Source organism: Pseudomonas sp. 22526 (genome assembly GCF_052044735.1).
GTDB classification, from domain to species: Bacteria; Pseudomonadota; Gammaproteobacteria; order Pseudomonadales; family Pseudomonadaceae; genus Aquipseudomonas; species Aquipseudomonas piscium.
The window spans coordinates 58,347-75,298 of sequence record NZ_JBQENK010000014.1; the positions used below are offsets into that span (position 1 = coordinate 58,347).

17 protein-coding genes, 2 tRNA genes and 4 pseudogenes are annotated in these 16,952 nt (G+C 59.6%); 16 read left to right on the top strand and 7 right to left on the bottom strand.

Annotated features, from left to right (window positions below; genetic code table 11):
• Positions 1 to 21 precede the first annotated feature (21 nt).
• The 4 genes from pheT to ACTJKT_RS20990 all read left to right on the top strand — a co-directional run bounded on the left by pheT (position 22) and on the right by ACTJKT_RS20990 (position 3,211).
• Positions 22 to 2,400 (top strand): phenylalanine--tRNA ligase subunit beta, encoded by a 2,379-nt coding sequence (pheT, locus tag ACTJKT_RS20975; protein ID WP_440788400.1) that lies wholly within the window; start codon positions 22 to 24, stop codon positions 2,398 to 2,400.
• 3 nt (positions 2,401 to 2,403) lie between these two features.
• The gene (gene ihfA / locus ACTJKT_RS20980; protein ID WP_002553164.1) at positions 2,404 to 2,706 is read left to right on the top strand and encodes an integration host factor subunit alpha; all 303 of its coding nucleotides are present in this window, start codon (positions 2,404 to 2,406) and stop codon (positions 2,704 to 2,706) included.
• Complete coding sequence (locus ACTJKT_RS20985) at positions 2,687 to 3,043, top strand: MerR family transcriptional regulator (protein ID WP_007920509.1); 357 nt, start codon at positions 2,687 to 2,689, stop codon at positions 3,041 to 3,043. Before ihfA ends, ACTJKT_RS20985 begins: the two co-directional genes overlap by 20 nt.
• 91 nt (positions 3,044 to 3,134) lie before the next feature.
• A tRNA-Pro gene (locus tag ACTJKT_RS20990) sits at positions 3,135 to 3,211 on the top strand.
• A 69-nt stretch (positions 3,212 to 3,280) separates the two neighbouring features.
• On the opposite strand, the pseudogene ACTJKT_RS20995 reads toward ACTJKT_RS20990, so the two are convergent.
• Positions 3,281 to 3,601: pseudogene (locus ACTJKT_RS20995) on the bottom strand (tyrosine-type recombinase/integrase); the annotation flags it as partial.
• Positions 3,589 to 3,729: a hypothetical protein gene (locus ACTJKT_RS21000; protein ID WP_440788401.1), complete on the bottom strand. Its 141-nt coding sequence runs from the start codon at positions 3,727 to 3,729 to the stop codon at positions 3,589 to 3,591. The gene ACTJKT_RS21000 and the pseudogene ACTJKT_RS20995, both read right to left, overlap by 13 nt.
• Positions 3,730 to 4,022: 293 nt before the next feature.
• Here ACTJKT_RS21000 and ACTJKT_RS21005 point away from each other — a divergent pair.
• The 10 genes and pseudogenes from ACTJKT_RS21005 to ACTJKT_RS21050 all read left to right on the top strand — a co-directional run.
• A pseudogene (locus ACTJKT_RS21005) lies at positions 4,023 to 4,226 on the top strand (FxLYD domain-containing protein); the annotation flags it as partial.
• Between the two features lie 154 nt (positions 4,227 to 4,380).
• Positions 4,381 to 4,755 (top strand): hypothetical protein, encoded by a 375-nt coding sequence (locus tag ACTJKT_RS21010; protein WP_440788402.1) that lies wholly within the window; start codon positions 4,381 to 4,383, stop codon positions 4,753 to 4,755.
• 59 nt (positions 4,756 to 4,814) lie between these two features.
• Positions 4,815 to 4,890: transfer RNA gene (locus tag ACTJKT_RS21015), tRNA-Thr, on the top strand.
• A 418-nt stretch (positions 4,891 to 5,308) separates the two neighbouring features.
• On the top strand, positions 5,309 to 6,166 hold the full coding sequence (locus ACTJKT_RS21020) for a putidacin L1 family lectin-like bacteriocin (RefSeq protein ID WP_096373613.1): 858 nt from the start codon (positions 5,309 to 5,311) through the stop codon (positions 6,164 to 6,166).
• A 239-nt stretch (positions 6,167 to 6,405) separates the two neighbouring features.
• Positions 6,406 to 6,555, top strand: a pseudogene (locus ACTJKT_RS21025) (MFS transporter); the annotation flags it as partial.
• Positions 6,556 to 6,816: 261 nt separating this feature from the next.
• Positions 6,817 to 7,287: a hypothetical protein gene (locus ACTJKT_RS21030; protein WP_440788403.1), complete on the top strand. Its 471-nt coding sequence runs from the start codon at positions 6,817 to 6,819 to the stop codon at positions 7,285 to 7,287.
• 347 nt (positions 7,288 to 7,634) lie between these two features.
• On the top strand, positions 7,635 to 7,811 hold the full coding sequence (locus ACTJKT_RS21035) for a phage holin family protein (protein WP_440788511.1): 177 nt from the start codon (positions 7,635 to 7,637) through the stop codon (positions 7,809 to 7,811).
• The gene (locus tag ACTJKT_RS21040; RefSeq protein WP_440788404.1) at positions 7,811 to 8,107 is read left to right on the top strand and encodes a hypothetical protein; all 297 of its coding nucleotides are present in this window, start codon (positions 7,811 to 7,813) and stop codon (positions 8,105 to 8,107) included. The genes ACTJKT_RS21035 and ACTJKT_RS21040 overlap by 1 nt, the downstream gene beginning before the upstream one ends.
• A 138-nt stretch (positions 8,108 to 8,245) precedes the next feature.
• Complete coding sequence (locus tag ACTJKT_RS21045) at positions 8,246 to 8,455, top strand: DUF2158 domain-containing protein (RefSeq protein WP_158703154.1); 210 nt, start codon at positions 8,246 to 8,248, stop codon at positions 8,453 to 8,455.
• Positions 8,456 to 8,797: 342 nt separating this feature from the next.
• A pseudogene (locus ACTJKT_RS21050) lies at positions 8,798 to 9,088 on the top strand (putative metallopeptidase); the annotation flags it as partial.
• A 210-nt stretch (positions 9,089 to 9,298) separates the two neighbouring features.
• Here ACTJKT_RS21050 and ACTJKT_RS21055 read toward each other — a convergent pair.
• Positions 9,299 to 11,107, bottom strand: coding sequence for a calcium-binding protein (locus ACTJKT_RS21055; protein WP_440788405.1), 1,809 nt, complete (start codon positions 11,105 to 11,107; stop codon positions 9,299 to 9,301).
• Positions 11,108 to 11,387: 280 nt separating this feature from the next.
• Positions 11,388 to 11,942, bottom strand: a complete 555-nt coding sequence (locus ACTJKT_RS21060; RefSeq protein WP_440788406.1) for a cytochrome b — start codon at positions 11,940 to 11,942, stop codon at positions 11,388 to 11,390.
• A 310-nt stretch (positions 11,943 to 12,252) separates the two neighbouring features.
• On the opposite strand from ACTJKT_RS21060, the gene ACTJKT_RS21065 reads away from it, so the two are divergent.
• On the top strand, positions 12,253 to 12,708 hold the full coding sequence (locus tag ACTJKT_RS21065) for a MarR family winged helix-turn-helix transcriptional regulator (RefSeq protein WP_025804128.1): 456 nt from the start codon (positions 12,253 to 12,255) through the stop codon (positions 12,706 to 12,708).
• Between the two features lie 82 nt (positions 12,709 to 12,790).
• Here the strand turns inward: ACTJKT_RS21065 and fabF are convergent, their stop codons facing one another.
• A complete protein-coding gene (fabF, locus tag ACTJKT_RS21070; protein WP_440788407.1) occupies positions 12,791 to 14,059 on the bottom strand; it encodes a beta-ketoacyl-ACP synthase II in 1,269 nt (422 codons plus the stop codon).
• 114 nt (positions 14,060 to 14,173) lie between these two features.
• Here fabF and ACTJKT_RS21075 point away from each other — a divergent pair, with 114 nt between their 5' ends.
• Positions 14,174 to 14,680 (top strand): winged helix-turn-helix transcriptional regulator, encoded by a 507-nt coding sequence (locus ACTJKT_RS21075; protein ID WP_440788408.1) that lies wholly within the window; start codon positions 14,174 to 14,176, stop codon positions 14,678 to 14,680.
• Positions 14,681 to 14,727: 47 nt separating this feature from the next.
• Here the strand turns inward: ACTJKT_RS21075 and ACTJKT_RS21080 are convergent, their stop codons facing one another.
• Together ACTJKT_RS21080 and ACTJKT_RS21085 are read right to left on the bottom strand one after the other, a co-directional pair.
• Complete coding sequence (locus tag ACTJKT_RS21080; protein ID WP_440788409.1) at positions 14,728 to 15,141, bottom strand: VOC family protein; 414 nt, start codon at positions 15,139 to 15,141, stop codon at positions 14,728 to 14,730.
• Between the two features lie 220 nt (positions 15,142 to 15,361).
• A complete protein-coding gene (locus ACTJKT_RS21085) occupies positions 15,362 to 16,825 on the bottom strand; it encodes a GDL motif peptide-associated radical SAM/SPASM maturase (RefSeq protein WP_440788410.1) in 1,464 nt (487 codons plus the stop codon).
• Positions 16,826 to 16,952 lie beyond the last annotated feature (127 nt).

Genomic DNA, 16,952 nt, shown 5'->3' on the forward strand with positions numbered 1-16,952 from the left:
CGAATCTTTCAGGAGAGCAGGATGAAATTCAGTGAACAATGGCTGCGCGGCTGGGTAAGCCCGCAGGTAAGTCGCGACGAGCTGGTTGCTCGTCTGTCGATGGCCGGTCTTGAGGTCGATAGCGTGACGCCGGCCGCCGGTGTTTTCAGTGGCGTGGTGGTGGGCGAAGTGCTGAGCACCGAGCAACACCCCGATGCCGACAAGCTACGTGTTTGCCAGGTCAGCAACGGCGTGGAAACCTTCCAGGTCGTGTGCGGTGCGCCAAACGTGCGTCCGGGCCTGAAGATCCCTTTCGCCATGATCGGTGCAGAACTGCCTGGCGACTTCAAGATCAAGAAGGCCAAGCTGCGCGGCGTCGAGTCGAACGGCATGCTGTGCTCCCAGGTAGAACTGCAGGTGGGAGAGGGCAATGACGGTCTGATGGAGTTGCCGGTCGATGCACCGGTAGGCAAGGATTTCCGTGAGTACCTGGAGCTGGACGACGCCAGCATTGAAGTCGATCTGACTCCTAACCGCGGTGACTGCCTGTCGCTGGCGGGTCTTGCCCGTGAAGTCGGCGCGCTCTATGCCGCACCAGTTACCCGTCCGGTGGTGCTATCCGTGGCGCCTGCACACGATGAAGTGCGTCCGGTTGAAGTGCTGGCGCCTGCTGCTTGCCCGCGTTATCTGGGCCGGGTTGTCCGTAATGTCGACCTGTCTAAGCCGACCCCGCTGTGGATGGTCGAGCGCCTGCGTCGTGCTGATGTACGCAGCATCGATGCAGCCGTGGATATCACCAACTACGTGATGCTGGAACTGGGGCAGCCGCTGCATGCTTTCGATCTCGCCGAAATCAACGGTGGCATCCGTGTACGGATGGCCGAAGAGGGCGAGAAGCTGGTCTTGCTGGATGGCCAGGAAGTGACCCTGCGCAGCGATACCCTGGTTATCGCCGACCACACTCGTGCCCTGGCGATTGCCGGTGTCATGGGCGGCGAGCACAGTGGCGTAACCGCGACTACCCGCGATGTTTTCCTGGAAAGTGCCTTCTTCGACCAGATCGCTGTCGCTGGTAAAGCTCGTTCCTATGGTCTGCATACCGACGCCTCGCATCGCTACGAGCGTGGTGTGGACTGGCAACTGGCCCGTGAAGCCATGGAGCGCGCCACTGGTTTGCTGCTGGAGATCACGGGTGGCGAAGCCGGCCCGATCATCGAAGCGGTCAGCGAGCAGCACCTGCCGTCGATCGCTCCGGTCACCCTGCGTGCCGAGCGCATCACCCAGATGCTGGGCATGGAAATCGACGCGCCGGAAGTCGAGCGTCTGCTCGCTGCCCTGGGCCTGAAGATTTCCGCCGATGGAGCAGGGCAGTGGCGCGTTGAAGTGCCAAGCCATCGCTTCGACATCAGCCTGGAAGTCGATCTGATCGAAGAACTGGCCCGTCTGTACGGCTACAACCGCCTGCCGGTTCGCTACCCACAAGCGCGCCTGGCTCCACAAGCGAAGGCTGAAGCTCGTAGCGAGCTGCCTGAGTTGCGTCGTTTGCTGGTGGCCCGCGGTTACCAGGAAGCTATCACCTACAGCTTCATCGATCCGAAACAGTTCGAGTTGTTTAATCCGGGTGTCGAGCCGCTGTTGCTGGCCAATCCGATTTCCAACGACATGGCTGCCATGCGTTCGTCGCTGTGGCCGGGGCTGGTCAAGGCGCTTCAGCACAACCTGAACCGTCAGCAGGACCGTGTCCGTCTGTTCGAGAGCGGTCTGCGTTTCGTCGGTCAACTGGAAGGCTTGAAGCAAGAGCCAATGCTGGCCGGCGTGGTGTGCGGCACTCGTCTGCCGGAAGGTTGGGCACAAGGTCGCGACGTTGTGGACTTCTTTGACGTCAAGGCTGACGTGGAAGCGGTACTGGGCTTTGCCGGCGCACTCGATGCGTTCACTTTCGCGCCTGGCAAGCACCCTGCGTTGCACCCGGGTCAGACCGCGCGCATCGAGCGTGAAGGTCGTCTGGTTGGCTATATCGGCGCTATCCACCCTGAATTGTCGAAAACCCTCGGTCTCGACCGTCCGGTCTTCGTTTTCGAGCTGGTTCTGGCCGAAGTAGCCTCGGGAAAAATGCCTGAATTCCACGAGTTGTCGCGCTTTCCTGAAGTGCGTCGTGACTTGGCCCTGCTGGCTGATCGTGATGTGGCCGCCAGCGCGGTACTGGACGTAATCCGTGAGAATGCAGGCGAATGGCTGACAGACCTCAGGTTGTTTGACGTGTACCAAGGTAAAGGCATTGATCCTCATAGAAAAAGCCTTGCAGTTGGCTTGACCTGGCAGCATCCATCGCGCACTCTTAATGACGATGAGGTGAACTCCACGACGCAAAATATCCTCACCTCGCTCGAACAAAGGTTGAACGCCACGTTAAGGAAGTGACGTATGGGGGCTCTGACGAAAGCTGAAATGGCCGAACGTCTCTACGAAGAGCTGGGCCTGAATAAACGTGAGGCCAAGGAATTGGTCGAGCTGTTTTTTGAGGAAATCAGGCACGCTCTCGAAGATAACGAACAGGTCAAACTGTCCGGTTTCGGTAACTTCGATCTTCGGGATAAACGCCAGCGACCTGGCCGCAATCCGAAGACGGGTGAAGAAATCCCGATCACGGCACGCCGTGTGGTCACCTTTCGTCCAGGGCAGAAGTTGAAGGCCCGAGTTGAGGCTTATGCTGGAACCAAGTCATAACGACGAGCTCCCGGTCATTCCGGGCAAGCGCTACTTCACCATCGGCGAAGTCAGCGAGCTCTGTGCGGTCAAACCGCATGTGCTGCGTTATTGGGAGCAGGAGTTTCCTCAACTCAACCCTGTCAAGCGCCGCGGAAATCGCCGGTATTATCAGCGCCAGGATGTGCTGATGATCCGGCAGATCCGCGCGTTGCTTTATGACCAGGGGTTCACCATCGGTGGAGCGCGCCTGCGCCTTTCCGGTGATGAAGCCAAAGACGACACCACCCAGTACAAGCAATTGATCCGCCAGATGATCTCCGAACTGGAGGACGTTCTGGTGGTGCTCAAGAAGTGATTTTTGGCTTTTAAAATACTTCCATATTTCAAAAGCTTGCGATATATTCTTTAGCGCTTCGTTAAGAAGCGAACCCAGTAACACGCCTAGTCGGGGCGTAGCGCAGTCCGGTAGCGCACTAGCATGGGGTGCTAGGGGTCGAGTGTTCGAATCACTCCGTCCCGACCATATAATTCAATGACTTAGCCCAACCTTCATAGGTTGGGCTTTTTCATTTGTGGGGAGATTTTCGGGACTTCATCCTGTCCTCCTCTTCAAAATCGTCAGTACAGGCCCGCGTGAATCCGTAGCTGATACCCTATTTGCAGCGTCAATCAGCTTCTGAAGCTCCGCGCCGGAGTAGTGGCCGGTGATGCTGCCGTTCTTATGACCGAGCAAGGCCTTCCGGTCTTCCTCCGTCACGCCTGCTGCGCGAAGCCGGCGACCAAACGTATGTTTCAGGTCGTGAACCCTGATTGATGCGTACCCTGGGTGAGCGGGGCGAAGGTTTTCCTCCTGCCAGAGTTTCGCCGCTCTCCCCCGTGCTTCTTTCCAGGCTGAGTCATTCATCCTGTGCAGACCTCCTGCTCGCGGCAAACCCTGTTCACCTTGAACAGGGCCATCTTCTGCAGGTGTGTCGGCAGCTCACCGAAGCGAATGAAGCGCGGCTGAATACTGGTGGCCTTGGCTGCTGTGGCATTTGCCATGGGGAGTCCTCGCCTGCACTCAGCAGGCTTCAGGTTTATTCAGAATTGTGTTCGGGACTGTTGCCGCGACAGTTTGTAGAGTTGCACCGCTCGACCGGTCCAGCGCACTTGTAAAGGGGCGAATGCGCTGGCCGGGACGAGCGCCAATTCAGATTTCGGGTGTGGGCATTTTGTAAAACTCTGATGGTTGCCGGCGTTGCGCACGGCTATCGTTGAGTCGTTCGTCCAGTCCGTTGTCCTGGCTAACTGTCTCTGATCTCTAGGTTGGCAAAGCTGCAGCAGGTTACCCAGCGGTTCTGGGCGTTGCCCATAACAATACAAATGCGACGTTGGCCAACGTTTTTGTGAAGTTCAAGCTGTATGACAGTGAGGGGAGCGTAGTGGGAAACACCATCGCTCATGGCCAGGACATTGGTCCAAGTGAGAGTTGGAAGTTTTCGGCACCAGCAACAACACCTTTCTCTGAAGCGAAGCTGAGTAGTGGACAGGTGCATTAATCAGAGCTTTATAGGACTCAGCCCAGTGCGGTTTTTTGTTGAGTTCAGTGAGCGAAATTAATCCCATCCTGTCATTCCTGCGCATCAAGGATTGACTAAAAGAAGCCCGGCAGGTGTCGGGCTTTTTTGTACATGACCCTCGAGGATCGAGCTCATGGAAATGTGGGAGTTGGTCAGACGCCTTCTTGCCGAAGCAAATGGTGGTGGGCAATCGTTCACACCTGATTTGATCGGCGACCGTTACCGTCGTGATTTGATTGCGGCGAAACAGGAGGTTGGTCTCACCTGTGAAGAAGTCTTGGAATTTGCTGATTGTCTTTCTGAGCAAATGCAGGAAGAAGGCTTGATACGGCCGGCCGGTGTAAGAGGCAACGGGCCGGCGATACCGGGTGCGATGGAGCGAACCGAGCTTGGTGAAGAGCTCTATGATGCCCTTCGCGGGCATAACATCGTAAGTTTTTTCGAGAGCATGAATGCGGATGTCGATGCCCCCTCAATCCGAAGGCTCCTGTACCAGCTGAACTCCTGAGTTTCCTTTGCTTCATCCTGAACCCGGCCACTTGGCCGGGTTTTTTATGCCCGAAACTCGCCGCCATAGCTCCAGCGGTAGAGCTGCCGCCTTGTAAGCGGATGACTCGGGGTTCGAATCCTCGTGGCGGCACCATTTTTACCTGTAGCCAGGACAGCACTCGGGAAGGCCTGGACGTCGATAGCCGGAAAGTGCGACGAACTGAATCAACACCGGCAGCCCGCGCACCCTTACCTCACATGCTCTCGGGGTGGCGCGAGCTATTTTTCATGGCGCGACGATAGATCCTGCTGGGCTTGGTCCAAGCAAAACCATCCTTCTGGACTGAGTCTGGAGAGATAGAGAATGAATTACAAAATACTGGTTGTGCATACAGTATTTTGTTGAGATAGTCATTCCACTCCTCGAGTGGATCAGAAGTGAAAACACAGCGTGTCTCTGGTGTTTGCCTTCTCCTACTCGCGTGAAGGCCTTGAGCTTCGAGTAATCGCCTTTGAGCGACATGAGAGCGGAATCCTCCGCGAACAATCATTCGACTCAATAGGTGAACAATATGGCTGGACGTACACGTACTCCATTCCAACGTAGCGGTACTTCGATCCTCCCTGCTTATCAAACCATGTCCCCGGGCCAGTTCCTGCTTTCGCCAAACGGCCGATTCAAGCTGCTGCTGCAAGCCGACGGCAACCTGGCGTTGCAGGACAATGGCGTAGTGGTTTGGATCGCCAACGAAACTACCCCTTACACTTCAACCATTCCATTGCGATACCAGGTGCCGGTGCAGCTGTATGTCCAATTTGGCGCGTTTCTCGATGATCCGCTCCGGGGGCGTACGTGGCTGACCAATAACTCTGGCTTCACCAGTGAGGATCAGTGGAACCGAACTCATATGGCATTGCAGAACGACGGCAACATCGTTCTGGTCGATTCTCAGGCAATCTGGAATGGCACCCCATCCATTCCGCTTGATCCAGGTGGTGGTGCGTATCTTTTCGGTGGCACAACTGACCTGCAGATGGGGGTGCCTTACTTTGCCGGTGATGGTGCCTTGATCTTCCAAGGGGACGGCAACGTCGTGAACTATGGCCCGAACTGGAGCGTTCGATGGGCCAGCTACACCCAGAACAAGGGTGCGGTTCGAGCTGTATTCCAGAATGATGGTAATTTCGTTATTTATGCAGCGAATAACGTACCGATCTGGCAGTCGGGCACTGGTGGCCATCCTGGCGCCACTCTGCGCCTTCAGCCAAATGGCAGCCTCGCGATCGTTCAAGAAACCCCGGTTTGGGCTCGTTTTGGCTTCACGCCAACAGCGCGTCGACGGAAGGTCTACTACCCCGACAACACCAGTGCCGAGCATAACGGTACGGACCCATACCCAACCTACGGCCATATCGGTTGGGAGTTCTGATCGCTCCCCAAATGAGCTAGCGGCGTAATGCCCAAGCTCGCCCCGCGCAGATAAGGCGGGAGTAGCAAAAGGGTCGTGCCTGTCAGGGGGCGACCCTCTTACATGCGAGAAGTCTCGCACCCATTTCAAGGCCTCGATATTGATCGGGGCTTTTTCGTTTTCGGCTCCCCACACCCATTGCTCCGAGCTGGGAGTGCAGCGGCGCCGACCTATTCACATGTACCCACGGAGTCGAGCGCATGGAGTTATTGCAGCGCCTGCTCGACAAAATCGACAGGTTTGAATTGCTGATCGCAGGACTGGTCGGCGCTGTCGTCGCGAGCTGGTGGCACAACGATGATCTGGCGGACTGGCGCGCCTGGCTGATTTTCCTGATCACTGACATCGCTGGAATGTTCTTTAAGCCTGTTGCAATTGTGGTATCCGTCTTCTGGTGTAGCTGCGTCGCTGCTGGCGCAGTTCCCTGCTCCATTTGAGGCTTCTCAGCCTTGGTGAAACCCGGCCGTCGCGCCGGATTTTTTATGCCTTGAATTCGCCGTCATAGCTCCAGTGGTAGAGCAGCCGCCTTGCTCAATTCAATTTGAGGCCCATGCGCTACGTATGTTTTTCTGCGTCTATGCTGGTTGTTCCAATCAAAGGAGGTACAAGCAATGGAAGCTGCTGGATATGACAGATTGTCCAATTTGGCAAGCGCTAACGGGGAGGTGGGTACCGGTGGACTTGCCAATTGTATTGCTGTGGTGGGTTTCGATACATCGAATCGAATAGCTATTGCTCATTACAACACAATTAATTGCATGGATACTTCAAGTAACCCACCGCGATGGAATGAAACATCGTTAACAAACTTCCGCGAATGGTTCAAAAAACAAAGACAAGCAACTAAATTCATGGTTGGCCTTGGTAAGGGCTGGATGGATCCTGAAGGTGACATGGTTCGCCTTCGCATTGAGCTTATCCAGCTAATCATCAAGGTTTTTGGGTATGAACCAACTGTTGCAGGCTATTGCATTACCTGCAGAGAGAGAACCCTGACCGCGCATGCAAATGACAGTGTTATGCCTCAAGGCTGGGGTCAAATGGGCCTAGTGATTCCGTACGATCAGTTAAGAGCGAGATGACCCCACGTCTCGTATAGCTACTGCGTGCGTCATCAGCGGAAGTGTCCTGTCGTTATCGGTACTGCTTTGGTGGGCTGCAGAAAGATACGCGCACCTATTCAGGGCCCCAGCATTCGCTGGGGCCTTTTTGTTTTGGGCTATGCCCGGGCCAACGCAGGCCTTTTAATCCATCCGCTCCCGACCGGGAGGAAATCGAGATGCCGAACACGCCAGAAAAAGATCCTTCGTTCTGGGTGTTGGTCCTTACCGCCCTGAGAGAGAACGGCCTCACCATGGTGCTGACCTTCGCTCTGACCTGGCTTCGCATTCAGTACGACGCCAAGGAGACCAGTCCCTAGCGCCAGTTCATCGAGGCGGCCCTGGGCGCGCTGATCGTGATGGTTGTGGGGCCGGTCGTGAAGGCGCTCGGCTTCAGCATCGCCTGGTCATTTGCCACTGCCGGCTTTATCGGCGTCCTGGGCGTTGAGCAGGCTCGCCAGCTCGGCAAGTGCTGGGCTGAACGGAAAGTGGATGAGGTGGGGTAGTGGACTACGTCATCGGTGGCCGCGAGTACTCGGCCAGTTACCAGGATCTGCGCGAGGAGCACGCCCGTTTTGCCGGGATGACCGACAAGCGCTTCCTGAAGGAGCTGCCCGCGGCACTGCACTTCGCCGTGTTCGTGTGCTGGTTCAAGGAGCTGCCGTCGAGCCAGGTCCTTTCTGATGAGGGGATCGTCCACCAGCTGGCCCACCTGATCCACTTGAAGAGGGAGCCGCTGGTGATGACCAGGCTTGGCGAGATTCGCGAGCTGTTCAACAAGCAGCTGCAGCTAGCAGCGTAGGCCGCGGCACGTTTAGCGAATCAATCAAATCGTGTCGCGATATGCGATGAGGAAACCATCTAATGGTTCTGTAGGGATAATTGCACCTAGGTTTGCTGCAGCCCATGATGAATGCTCAATCATCCATGGAGCAAGGCCATGTCGAATTTCGAGAAGGGCGATCTAGTGGTTTTGAAAAGTGGTGGCCCGGTTATGACTGTTAGATATGTTGATAACGACATAAGCGAAGGTTACAGCGTCCAAGTGACCTGCGATTGGTTTGATAAAGTTGAGCAGCATCATACGGCAACATTTAACGCCGAGATGATTGAAAAAGATGACGGTCGGCTTAAAGGCTCAACTCTTTGAGATAAGCGGGACAGGTATGACAACCAAGCAACCCGACTGGGAGGCGATCGAACGAGCCTGCCGAGCCGAGTTGCATCTTGGTTAGGTTCTAAAAATTTGCCATAGGCTGATGCCTCCTAGCACAAGTATCAGTGCAGACTTCCAAGTGAAAAGCTTTTTCAGCCAAGGCCAAGCCAAGGCTGCCGTGAGAAGAGTCAGGACAATTTTTTCCCAGGTACTCATTTTTGAAGCTCCAGTGCTATAGAGCTTCCTATCCTCCACACCTACTTCGTCTTCGAGCGGTCAATTCGCCCCGATTAGAGGGGCGCACTGGATGAACTCACTTCAAATATCTGGTGACACATGGACAGACCAAGGCCGCCTGAGTCGCTGTTTGAGCTATCTGACCTGTCCGAGGTCTCCAGCCCCTGAGGTGTGGGAGTAGGTCCAAGCCTAGATCCTGGCCGACACCGGCAGCAGCCACAACGAAGACCACGCCCACTTGCTGGGTGCAGATATCCGGGTCATGTGGGCCTCTTCCAGCTTAGAGAAGCAGGGGCGTCGTATACTCGCCCAGGCCGCGCAGGTGGCTGGCAGAAGGCCCGGATGGAACAGCAGATGCGTGACTGGTTCGGCGAGGTGCCGGCTTTCATTCGTGTCCGGGGCGGTCTGACGGAATATATCGATACAGGCTCAAGAGCATGGCCCTCGTAGGGGGATCTTGCCGATGGCTCAAGCACGCCAAATAAAGAACGGACGATCAAAAAAGGGTCCACCCCAAGGTGGACCCTTTTTTATTTCTGAAATGGCCAAAGCCGGCTAGAGCAACACCCTCACAGGGGAGGAGGGTGTGCCCATCGAACGTCAGACCAGACTGATCATATCCGCACTGAGTTGCGCGGGGTTGAACCCTACCAGGGTGATGCTGCTGTCTCCCGCCACGATCAGGCTGTCGCTGCCTTGCTGGCTGGTGGCGCTGATGACAGCGGCTGCGGAGGTGAACAGGGATTTGGAGAACACCAACTGATCGAACCCGTTCTGGTGAACGTTGAAGTCGCTGATCAGGTCATGGCCGAACCCGCCCTGGTCGAAGACAAACAGATCGCTGCCCACGCCACCGCTGAGGGTGTCGTTGCCCAGGCCGCCCACCAGGATGTCGTTGTGGGCGCCACCATAGAGGGCGTCGTTGCCATTGCCGCCGAGCAGGGTGTCGTTGCCATTTCCACCGTGCAGCAGATCATTGCCCGCGCCGCCTTCAATAAGATCGTCGCCGCCCTGGCCGAAGATCAGGTCGCGGCTGGCGGTACCCTTCAGGAGGTCTGCCAGCTGCGTGCCTTCGGTGGCCTTGGCGTAGCTCTTGTTCGATCCGAACAGGCCTTCGTAGTCGAGCTTGCTGCTGGTCACGGTAAAGGCCGGGGTCAAGGTCTGGCCCAGGAGGCCTTCGAACTCGACATGCTCGACGTCGTGCAGCTCCTTGAGGCCGTAACGCCCGTTGGTGTCGTTGAGAAACAGGCTGCCGTCGCTCAGGCGCACGGCTTCGTAGCTGGAGACCGTACCCTGCAGGAAGACTTTGTCGTCGCCCACCCCGCCCGCGACTATGTCGGTGCCCGTGCTGACCCTGAAGCTGTCGTTGCCGGCGAAGCCGTCCAGGAAGTCATCGTTGCGGCCGTCCTGCAACTTGTCGTTGCTGTCCGTGCCGAGGAGAAAGGCCGGGGTGCCGAAGTGGTTGGAGGTGGCGGACGCTTTGTCGTGGACCCAGGTGAAGCCGCGGCTGATCGGGTCGAGGTTGCTGATGATGATGGTGCTGTCGCGCTCGATGTAGTCGTAGAACGTCGACTGGCCGATGCGCTGGATGGGATTGATGAAGATGCCTTCGAGGTGCGCCACCCAGCCGCTGGGATTGATCACGGAGAAGGGGCCGTTGGGCCAGGTGGGCAGGGAGTAGACCGTGTCGAACAGCACGATGTTGTCGGTGGTCGAGGTGTAGCTGGCGTCACTGCCTTTGAGGGCCGCGAGAATGGCGCCGCTCAGGTCGGTCTGTTCGCCGATGAGCCGATGCACGATGTCGTTTTCGAAGCCGAAGTTGAAGATGCCGTCGCTGTTGCCGGCCTTTGGCGAGGCCATGCCGAAGTAGTCCGAATCCTTGAAAAAGCCGTCGGCCAGGGTGTCCTTGCCCAGGTACATGCTGTTGGTCACGGAGCCGCCCTGGCTGTAGCCGGTGACCAGTACATCCTTGCCCGTCAGGTTATGGCTGGTGGCGTAGTTCTTGATCGAGTCGAGCAGGTAGTCGTAGCCGCGGATATAGGAGTTGTCGATCATCGCCGGATAACCCAGCAGGTCCATCGGCGAGTTGGTGCCGGCAATCGAAAAGCCCATTTTGACCAGCTTGCCACTCTCGTCGTACTGGCCGAACACCTTGGCCTGGGAGCCGGACACGTTCTCGCCCTTGAAGCTGCCCGTCAGGTCGAGGTGACTGCTGTCGATGTTCAGGTCACTGGCGCTGATTTCGCGCCAGCCCTTGGGCAGGGCAAAGGTGTTGCCTTCGCCCAGGACCGCCCCGGGTAGGTTGTAGAGTGCCCCTACCGTCGCTACACCACTGGTGTAGGTGGCAAGGTTCCAGGCATCTGAAATGAGCACGCGACCGTCTTGGCCCTTGTAGTCGAATATCGCCATGGTTCGTTTTCCCTCACAAACTAAAAAGTCATGAAAAAAAACAAGAGCTGAAGTCTTCTTGTTCTTCTTCGCTCGGATTCCGGAGCCTGGTGACTGCGCGCTCCGGAATCTGCGCCCAAGCTACTCATTCATTTGGAGGGCGTGGGTCAGGTTATGGGGTGTTGGCACGATCGTCCTAGTAAAAGCCCGATCCAGCCGCTATAAATCCAGCGTCATTACACTTTGGTTATCTCGAGGCTGACCCGCAGCCGCCCATCCTCCCTCCTTTTGAGACCGGGTATCAGCCGCGCCGGCGAACCCTGGGCAACATGCGCGCAAGAATGTCGTCCTTGTCGAAGAAGTGATGCTTGAGCGCCGCCAGCACGTGGACCAGGATCAAGGCGCCGGCGCCCCAGGACAGCAGGCGATGTATCCACATGGCCAGGTCGTAGCGGGACTGATCCACCGGCGCTATGGGCGGCAGGTTGAACAGGCCCAGCAGCGGGATCGGGTGACCGGCGACCGAACTCCAGTACCAGCCCGAAAGCGGCACGGCGAGCATGGCGACCAGGTAGAGCAGGGCGTGGGCGATATGGGCGATGCCGGACATCGCCCTGGAGACGCTGCCGGGCATGGCCGGGTAGCGGTGGGTCAGGCGATAGCAGAGCCGGGCGAGCAGCAGGAACAGCACGGTGCTGGCAATCGCCTTGTGCACGAAGACCGCCGGGCCACCCCTGGGCACATCGCCACGCAGGTTGGCGGAGTAAAAGCCGATCAGCCAGACGCCGATGATGATCAGCGCCATGCTCCAGTGGAAAAGCCGCGCTGCCAGACTGTAGGAAGAGGAAGCATTCATAGGGACGATCTGCCGTTGTGAAAGGTGGAAGGGCTCCGGGTTGCCGTCGGTTGAGTCAACCGGGTGTCGCCTCCTTGGCTCGGTACGCGATGGCGGCCTTGGGTCGAGGGCGATCGCGGAAGGAGTATTTCAATCGACATTTGCATTTGCAAGTATTGCATTTGCAATACTTGTAAGTGCATGTTTGCCACCACCCCCTCCCGGGCAGCATCGAATGGAAGGGGCAGGCGCATTTCACCGGATCAGCTCAACGACGTAACATGCCCCCCGCGCAGAGCCGTCTCAGCAATGGATACCGAGGTCTGAACCTTTGAACAGTTACTGTTTTTCCACCGCCGTGCCTTACCTGGTCACCCGTGTCGGGGTGCGCATGGGCGAGTGCTTTTCCCAGGAGCTTGGCGAGCATGGCCTGACGCTGGTCATGTACCGGGTGCTCGCGGTGCTGCGGGAACAGGGCGGGCTCAGCCTTGGCGAGCTGGGCGGGCGGGTCTCGGCGGAGATCTCCACCTTGTCGCGGCAAGTGACCAACATGCAGAAGCTGGGGCTGATCCTGCGCGAACGGCAGGACGCCAATGGCCGTCAGGTCTGTATCAGCCTGACGCCCGCGGGGCTGGCCCTGGTGGAGTCGCTGGTACCACGGGCGATGTATTGGGAGGAGGTGGCTATCCAGGGTTTCAGCGAGGCGGAAGTGGAGCAGCTCAAAGCCATGCTGATGCGCATGCACGGCAACCTGGCGAAGGTGCCGGAGGGTTCGACAGCAAGCTGAGTTGCACAGAGCTGACCGGGCACATTGAGGCTCCAGCGAACCCGCGCTGAAACCGCCCTGTGCCCGGCGAACAATCCCTGCCTTACGCCCAGCGCCGGAACAGCACGCTGGCATTCACCCCGCCAAACCCGAAGCCATTGGACAAGGCATATTCCATCGCCAGCGGCTGCGCCTGGCCACGAATCAGGTTGAGGCCTTGCGCGGCAGCATCCGGGTTTTCCAGGTTGAGGGTGGCGGGGGCGATCTGGTCGCGCAGCGCCAGGATGGTGAAGATTGCTTCGATCCCGCCGGCAGCGCCCAGCAGGTGACCGGTGGCCGACTTGGTCGAGGTGATGGCCAGATCGCTGTGGTTGCCAAACACGCTCTTGATCGCCGCCAGCTCGCCTTTGTCGCCCACCGGGGTCGAGGTGGCGTGGGCGTTCAAGTGCTGGACCTGGGACGGCTCGACGCCAGCCTGACGCAACGCCTGTTGCATGGCGCGACGGGCACCGTCGCCATCTTCTGGCCCGGCGGTCATGTGATAGGCGTCGGCGCTGGTGCCGTAGCCCACCAGCTCGGCGATCGGCGTGGCGCCCCGGGCCAGGGCGTGTTCCAGCTCCTCGATCACCAGCAGGCCGGCGCCTTCGCCCATCACGAAGCCGTCGCGGGCCTGGTCGAAGGGCCGTGAAGCGCGTTCCGGCGTGTCGTTGAAATCGCTCGACAGGGCGCGCGCGGCAGCGAAACCGCCAAGGCTGACCCGGTGAATCGTGGCTTCCGTGCCGCCGCAGACCGCGACGTCGATCTCCCCGGCGCGAATCATCCGCGCGGCGTCACCTATGGCCTGGACACCCGCGGCACAGGCTGTCACCGGTGTGCCCAGCGGTCCCTTCAGGCCATGCTGGATCGACACATGACCGGCGGCCATATTGCTGAGGAAGGATGGAATGGTGAACGGCGAAAGACGCCGCGGCCCCTTGCTGTCGGTGGTGCGCACGGCGTCGGCGATGGCCGGGAAACCGCCCACGCCCGAAGCGATGATGGTGGCGGTACGTTCCTGGGCTTCGGCGGTCTGCGGCGTCCAGCCGGCCTGGGTCAGTGCCTCCTGGGCGGCGGCGAGGGCGAACAGGATGAAGCGGTCCATCTTGCGCTGTTCCTTGGGCGCCAGCAGCGCGTCCGGATCGAAGCCGGCCTGCGGGTCCTGGATGCGGTCGGGAACCTGGCCGCCGATGCTGATCGGCAGGTCGCCGATCAGTTCTTCCGGTAGCCGGCGGATACCCGATTGCCCGGCCAGCAGGCGTTGCCAGATCTGTTCGACGCCGCAGCCCAGCGGGGTCAATGCGCCCATGCCGGTGACGACAATGCGTTTGTTCATGACCTTCAGCTCCTTCATCTCGTGTGGGGTGTGTCGCTCTATGGACGTCACTATCATCATGAAAGTAACATGCCCGAACCACAAATACGCAACTGCGAAAGCCGAGGAACCGCCATGCAACGCAAGACCCTCCTTCACGAAGAATGCCCGATTGCCCGCAGTCTGGAGCGGGTGGGCGAGTGGTGGAGCATCCTGATCATGCGCGACGCCCTGCATGGCCTGCGGCGTTTCGAGGAGTTTTCCCGCAGCCTGGAGATCGCCCCCAACATGCTCACCCGCCGGTTGAATTCGCTGGTCGAGGCCGGCTTGCTGGAGCGCCAGGCCTACAGCCAGCGGCCGCTGCGCTACCAATACGTGCCGACGGCCCGGGGCGAGGATTTTCGCGTGGTGCTGATGGCGTTTGTCGCCTGGGGCAATCGCCATTACGCGCCGGAAGGGGAAAGCGTGCAGCTTGTCGAGCGCGCCACCGGCCGGCCGGTGCAGCCGATGATGGCGGACCTGGTCGATGGTCGCCCGGTGCCGCTGGAGGAGTGCACGGTCCAGGTCGGGCCGATGGCCAGCGAAGGCATGCGTCAGCGGCTGGGGGCCATGCAGGCGATGGAGGCCAAGCGCGAGGCCTGAGGTACCGCGGATCGCCGCGGCACCTTTGGCTTAACGACAGGCGCCTGTCACTGGTCCTTTTCGCAGTTGACCATCCACGACGCGCCGAAGCGGTCGACCAGCATGCCGAAGCGCGCCGCCCAGAAGGTGGCCTCCAACGGCATCTGCACAGTGCCCTGGTCCGCCAGCGCGGCGAACACCCGCTCGGCCTCGGCGATGCTGTCGACGTTCAGCGATATCGAGCAGCCATGGATACCCGAGTAAGGCCGATCGGGCGTGCTGTCCGAGCCCATGATGGCCTGGTCGCCCACCAGCAGGCGGGTGTGGATGATCAGGTTGTGATACTCGGCGGGCATATGCTCGCGGGCGGGGCTTTCGCCGAAGGTCATCATCATTTCGAGGGTGCCTTGCAGGCACTGGGCGTAGAACTTGAAGGCGGCTGCGCAATCGCCGTTGAAGATCAGGTAGGGATTGATTTTCATGGTGGGGCTCCCGGATAGGCAGGGGCAGCGGGCGCGTCTGCCCGCTGGCAAAAGCTGATGGGTGAGACCTCCACTAGCAAAGCCTAAACCTGTGTGGCAGTGGGCTTGTTCTTAGACGGTTTTCTCATGGACCCGTGGCGGGTTATCGCCCCAGGTGCACGCTGCGCCTACAACCCTCGGCAGGCCCGCCGCCCGGTTGGCGACGGGCCTTGGCTGGTCGTTACACCAACCGGGATTGAGGCATGCCCAGCAGGCCGGTCAGGCGGTCCATGATCGCCTGCTGCCGGGCGCGATCGGCCAGGTAGCCGGCCTCGGCGCTGGCCACATCGGCCGAGCAGTGCGGGCAGGTGGTTTCGTGGGCATGGATGTACTGCCAGCAGCCGCGGCACAGGGCCAGTCGGGTGGGCAGGCGTCCTTCCTCGGGGGATTTCTGCCCCTGGTTGATCCACGCCAGCTTGATCACCTGGCCGCTGTCGCTGACGCTGCTGACTGTCTCGCCGGTGTCGATGCGTTCGGTGATCAGGTCGAAGCGGCCGACCGCGAACGACGCCTTGGCGGCGTCCTCAAGCTTGACGATGCGTTCGCGCAGGCCCTTTTTCTGCAGGTCCAGGGCGCGGTAGTGGCAGTACGGATTGTTGCCCGGCTTGCCCAGCAGCGAGTGCGAGGTCCAGGTGCAGCCGCCGCGGCATACGTCGTTGTAGTAGCAGGTGCGGCAATAACCCCAGAGGTCGTCGACCGAGCGCAGGCGGCCAAAATGCATGCCTTCGCTGTAGTGCCAGATGTCGTGCAGGCTCATGTCGCGCACATTGCCGCCGGAGAACCCCACTGTCGCCAGCGAAGGACAGCCCTTCACCGTGCCGTCGGCTTCCAGGGCCAGCACCGTCTGCCCGGCGGCGCAGCCGCTCCAGTGCACGCGCTCGTCGCCGAAGCCGCGCCACATATGTTCGTAAGGACCGTAGTAACCGATGTTGTTGCCGATGTTCATCAGCAGGCCGCGTTCCAGGCCTTCGCGGTAGAGGCGCGCCAGCAGCGGCATGACCTCCAGCAATTGATAGGGCTGCAGCAAGAGTTCCGGGTGATCCACCGCGTTGCCCATGGCCACCGTCAGCTGGATCTGCCAATGGGTGGCGCCCAGTTCGATGATCTGGTCCATCAGCTGCGGCAAGTCGGGCAGGGTGGCCGCGCCGATCTGCGTGTTGACGCTGACCGCGAGCCCGGCCTGCTTGGCCCGGCGCAGGGTGTCCACGGCCTTGTCGAAGGAGCCCGGGACGTTGCGCACGGCATCATGCAAGGGCGCCAGGCCGTCCAGCGAAACCCCCACGCCGTTGAGCCCGGCATCCACCGCGGCCTGCATTTTCGCCGGAGTGAGGTTGCGCCCGCCGGTCTGGATCGCGCAGTAGATGCCGTGGTCGTGGATGGCCTGGATCAGGCGGGTCCAGTCCTTGCGCAAATAGGCTTCGCCGCCGATCAGGGTGACTTCCCGCGTGCCGAGGGCGGCGAGGGCGTCAATCACGTCGAGGCATTCCTGGGTGTTGAGTTCGTTGGGTCGTCGATGGCCGGCGCGCGAGCCGCAATGCAGGCATTTGAGGTCGCAGGCGAGGGTGATCTCCCAGACCACATGCACAGGTACGTAACGCTTGAGGTCGGTTTCGCTGAGGTAGCGGGCGGGGCGATTGGCTGACATGGACAGTCCTTTGGGCGCACACAGGCGCGCGGCACGAACCTGACGGATGTCCGCGCCGTCCCTGGCGGTGCCCGTGCGGACATAGGGTTTGCCAGTGGAGAGCCGGGNCCCCGGGGAAGGAAGGCCA

What these genes read in the sequence shown, in the direction of transcription:
- ACTJKT_RS21055 (WP_440788405.1), bottom strand. Translation starts at nt 11,107, where the DNA reads ATGGCGATATTCGACTACAAGGGCCAAGACGGTCGCGTGCTCATTTCA.
- ACTJKT_RS21045 (WP_158703154.1), top strand. Translation starts at nt 8,246, where the DNA reads ATGTCGAATTTCGAGAAGGGCGATCTAGTGGTTTTGAAAAGTGGTGGC.
- ACTJKT_RS21020 (WP_096373613.1), top strand. Translation starts at nt 5,309, where the DNA reads ATGGCTGGACGTACACGTACTCCATTCCAACGTAGCGGTACTTCGATC.
- ihfA (WP_002553164.1), top strand. Translation starts at nt 2,404, where the DNA reads ATGGGGGCTCTGACGAAAGCTGAAATGGCCGAACGTCTCTACGAAGAG.
- ACTJKT_RS20985 (WP_007920509.1), top strand. Translation starts at nt 2,687, where the DNA reads ATGCTGGAACCAAGTCATAACGACGAGCTCCCGGTCATTCCGGGCAAG.
- ACTJKT_RS21010 (WP_440788402.1), top strand. Translation starts at nt 4,381, where the DNA reads ATGGAAATGTGGGAGTTGGTCAGACGCCTTCTTGCCGAAGCAAATGGT.
- ACTJKT_RS21080 (WP_440788409.1), bottom strand. Translation starts at nt 15,141, where the DNA reads ATGAAAATCAATCCCTACCTGATCTTCAACGGCGATTGCGCAGCCGCC.
- ACTJKT_RS21000 (WP_440788401.1), bottom strand. Translation starts at nt 3,729, where the DNA reads ATGGCAAATGCCACAGCAGCCAAGGCCACCAGTATTCAGCCGCGCTTC.
- fabF (WP_440788407.1), bottom strand. Translation starts at nt 14,059, where the DNA reads ATGAACAAACGCATTGTCGTCACCGGCATGGGCGCATTGACCCCGCTG.
- ACTJKT_RS21075 (WP_440788408.1), top strand. Translation starts at nt 14,174, where the DNA reads ATGCAACGCAAGACCCTCCTTCACGAAGAATGCCCGATTGCCCGCAGT.
- ACTJKT_RS21085 (WP_440788410.1), bottom strand. Translation starts at nt 16,825, where the DNA reads ATGTCAGCCAATCGCCCCGCCCGCTACCTCAGCGAAACCGACCTCAAG.
- pheT (WP_440788400.1), top strand. Translation starts at nt 22, where the DNA reads ATGAAATTCAGTGAACAATGGCTGCGCGGCTGGGTAAGCCCGCAGGTA.
- ACTJKT_RS21060 (WP_440788406.1), bottom strand. Translation starts at nt 11,942, where the DNA reads ATGAATGCTTCCTCTTCCTACAGTCTGGCAGCGCGGCTTTTCCACTGG.
- ACTJKT_RS21030 (WP_440788403.1), top strand. Translation starts at nt 6,817, where the DNA reads ATGGAAGCTGCTGGATATGACAGATTGTCCAATTTGGCAAGCGCTAAC.